The following is a 3,569-nucleotide window of genomic DNA, read 5'->3' as shown; positions in this document are numbered from 1 at the left end:
ACCGGATCATGATCCAGAACAACGTCGGCGTCGGGTTCCCCTACTTCATCGACGGCACCAAGCGCGGCTTCATCACCGGCAGCGTGTCGGGCGAGAAGACCGTGTCCGGCAACCTGGCCTGGAACGTTGCTCGCTGTCCGGACGGCGTCGCCTGCACGGACCCGATGCTGGCCGACATGACGCTCGCGGGCTTCGACCCGGAACCGCAAGACGGCAGTCCGGTCATCGGCGCAGCCGAAGCGATCGCTTGCACCGGCCCGGACTTCCGCAAGCGTCCGCGGCCCTCGGCAGGCGCCGCCGACATCGGTGCGATCCAGGCACGCAGGCCCTAGGTCGCGCCAGTGGCCCGGTCGCCCCGGAGCTGGCTGACCACCGCGCGGAACTTTCCGTTCGACGTCCGGGCGATCGCGGGCACTTCGACCACGCGCACCGTGATCCCGCCCATCCGGTCCCGGAGCCGGGCGGCGATGGACTCGGCATCCGCGGCGCCGTATCCGGGCGCCGGCACGACGTTCACGTGGACCTCGTCCAGCGCGACCTGCACGACCTGCGCTTCGAGCAGGTGCATGCCGCCCTTGAAAACCGGGTCGAGGCGGCCCACCTGGCGTCCGTCGGGCGTGACCAGCACGTCGTCCTGCCGTCCCTCGATGCTGTCGAGCGACGGCGCCCGGCAGCCGCACGTGCAGGGTGCCTCGGCGCCGGCGAGCGCGCCGCGGTCGCCCATTCGATAGCGGATCAATGGCTGGTCGAAATTCAGCAGGCAGGTGCCGACGAAGTCGCTGACTTCGCCGGGAGGACGGGGGCGGCCGACGCCATCCACGACCTCGACGGCCGCGACGTCCATGGACAGGTGCATGCGCCCGCCCGGGCACTCGAACGCGGCGATCGACATCTCGCTGTTGGAATAGGTGTCGCGCACCTCGCAGTCGAACGCCTTGCCGATCCGCTCCCGCTGGTGGGCATACAGCGGCTCGGCGTTCGAGGTCGCCAGCTTCAGCCGGACATCGCGCCTGCCCGTGGCCAGGGCATGCGAAGCGAGCGAATCCATCGCCGAGGCGTAGCCATACATGTGCACGATGCCGCGCCGGGCAATCTCGTCCAGGTAGCTGCCCATGAAGGCCGGCGACAGGTGGTAGACCGACATGTACAGCTGCCGCGAGGGCGCGTTGTACACCCAGAACGGGGGACGCGAGGCCTCCACCGGCACGACGAGCTGTCCGCCGAGCATCGCGTAGCGGTCCCCGCGGGACACGCCACCCCACTCGCGGGCGCGGCGCTCGAAGCAGGCGTACCAGTCACGGATGGTTTCCGTCGAGCGGTAGAGCCTGAGCGGCGTCCCGGTCGTCCCGCTCGTGTGCAGCACGTGCAACGCGGACGCGCGCTCGGCGACGAAGGCCTCGGGGTCGCGCCGTATCGTGTCCTTCTCGAGGATGGGGAGCTTCGCAAGGTCCGCGGCCGAGGCGACCTGCTCGATCGGGAACCCGCCCGCCCGGTGCAGTCGCCTGTAGTACGGGACGTGCGCCACCGCATGGCGCAGCAGCGCCACGAGCCGTTCGTCCTGCCACGCGGCAAGGCGCTCTAGCGGCCACGCGTCACGCGCTCGGTAGCCCTCGAGCCGCGACGCGAAGGACCCGCCGTAACGCAGCCGGTCGCTGCGGAGTCCATGCACGCTCGCGAACGCGTCACGCAGGCGGGTGGGCACGAGCCGGTAGAGGCGGGCCAGCGGCCCGGCGGGCGAAAGCAGTGTCATTGGCAGGTCCTGGCCCCGACCCCGGGGAAAACGCCTCGAGCGCCGGGTGCAGGCCGGCCGCGCCGCGGCGCGGGACCCGATGCCCGGCCTGTCCTTGCCCCCGCCGCTTCACCGTTTGCTCCCGGTACGCGCACGAGGCGCGGATCCGCGGGTGCCCACCATGTACACAGAGAATCCGGGCAGGGATGCGCTCCGCTTCACGCGGGCCGTGCTGACCAACCAGGTCGCCCGGTTCACCCCCGGCCTCTACTTCAGGTTGACCCGGCAGACCGGCCGGGGCGCAGGGGTCGAGGACCCCGCCCAGATCGCCGGCTACTTCGTCCGCTGCTTCGACGAGTACATGGCGAGGCTCGAGGTGCCCCCCGGTCGGGCCGAGGCGTTCCTATCCGGGAAGACCGTGCTCGAGTACGGGCCGGGCGACGTGCTGGGCGTGGCGTTGCTGATGTACGCGCATGGCGCGGCCTCGGTGCGATGCGTCGACCGGTTCCCGCTCGAGCGCGCATCGGCGACCAACCTCGCCGTCTACCGGTCGCTGCTCGAACGGCTCGAACCCGCGCAACGGGAACGTGGCAGCGCAGCCTTCAACCGGCACGGCGAGCCCGCCAGCGCTTTCAGGCCGGACGCGATCCGCTACGACGTCACCCGGGACGGCCTTGCCGGTGCGCGCGAGGCCTACGACCTGGTCGTCTCCAGGGCCGTCCTGGAACACGTCGACCGCCTGGAACAGACCATCGCCGACATCGCGGGCGCGATGCGGCGCGATGCGGTCGCGATCCACAAGGTCGACCTCAAGAGCCACGGCATGGACCGCTACCACCCCTTCGATTTCCTGACCTGGCCCGAACCGGCCTACCGCCTGATGAACAGCCACAAGGGCAATCCCAACCGGTGGCGGGTGGATAAGTACAGGGACCTGGTGTCCCGGCACGGCCTGCGCTTCCGCGCCCTGTCCGATACGGGCCGCCTCGCGCCCGAGCAGATCGAACGCATCCGCTCGAGCCTCGCGTCCCGGTTCCGCGGCATTCCGACCGATGACCTGGCCTGGCTGGGATTCTGGATGGTCCTGGAACACGCGCCGGCCGGCGCGCCCGCGCGGAACTGAACAGCGATACGACGGAGCGGGCCTTGCAGCGCCCGCAGGGCGGCGGCTTCGCCGCGCCGGACCCCGAGCATCCCCGCCGCCGCGGATCGCAGCCTTCCGGACGCCGACCGCGTGGGGCGCACCAGTCCGGGTCCGCCGCGCCTTCACCGGAAGGATGGCGAGGCGCCTCGAGCGACTGCCTGGCCGGGCTCGCATCGTGACCCGGCCGGCTGACGGACCCACCGGGGTTCCGGCGAGGCCGATTCCGAGGCACTCGATCCTTACCTGAATGGCCACGATCGCGGCGCGTGTTCGCCTGAACGCGCGCCGCGCGGTTTCACATTCCAGAATCCCGGCTGAATCTGACGCATTGCGTCAGTGCGACATGGCGCGACTGACGCAACGCGTCAGTGAGGGCGGCGTGAAACGTGCGCGGGTTCCCAAAAGCGCTCGAGGCCGCCGCCTAGCATCCGGCGCTCGCTCGGTGCCCTCGTGCGTACCGCGCGCTCCCCCATGCCCTGCCCTCCGGCTCATCGATGGAGTCTCGTCGCGCCATGTCCGTACGTTCCGACCGCCGCCGCCCGGTGGCCCTGTTGCCCTTGCTTCTCGTCCCCGCCAGCCTGCTCGCCTGGGGCAGTGCCCAGGCGGCCACCACCTTCCACGTCCGCGCCGACGGCGGCAGTGCCAGCCAGTGCACCGGCCGCGCCGATGCCCCCTACCCCGGCAGCGGCACCGGCC

General features: G+C 71.1%; 4 protein-coding genes. 3 read left to right on the top strand and 1 reads right to left on the bottom strand.

What is annotated here, in order from left to right; translation table 11 throughout:
- Positions 1–332 (top strand): choice-of-anchor Q domain-containing protein (locus tag ACYU7H_RS12065; RefSeq protein ID WP_460815065.1); only part of this gene is annotated, 332 nt, incomplete at its 5' end.
- On the opposite strand, the gene ACYU7H_RS12060 is transcribed toward ACYU7H_RS12065, so the two are convergent.
- On the bottom strand, positions 329–1,750 hold the full coding sequence (locus tag ACYU7H_RS12060) for a phenylacetate--CoA ligase family protein (protein WP_460815063.1): 1,422 nt from the start codon (positions 1,748–1,750) through the stop codon (positions 329–331). The genes ACYU7H_RS12065 and ACYU7H_RS12060 overlap by 4 nt on opposite strands.
- Before the next feature lie 160 nt (positions 1,751–1,910).
- On the opposite strand from ACYU7H_RS12060, the gene ACYU7H_RS12055 reads away from it, so the two are divergent.
- Complete coding sequence (locus ACYU7H_RS12055; protein ID WP_460815062.1) at positions 1,911–2,852, top strand: methyltransferase domain-containing protein; 942 nt, start codon at positions 1,911–1,913, stop codon at positions 2,850–2,852.
- A gap of 533 nt (positions 2,853–3,385) precedes the next feature.
- The coding region (locus tag ACYU7H_RS12050) for a hypothetical protein (protein WP_460815060.1) at positions 3,386–3,569 on the top strand (184 nt) is incomplete at its 3' end.

The organism is Luteimonas pelagia, assembly GCF_054776035.1.
Note: the sequence above shows the minus strand (reverse complement) of the source record. Positions and strands in the feature narration are given on the sequence as shown.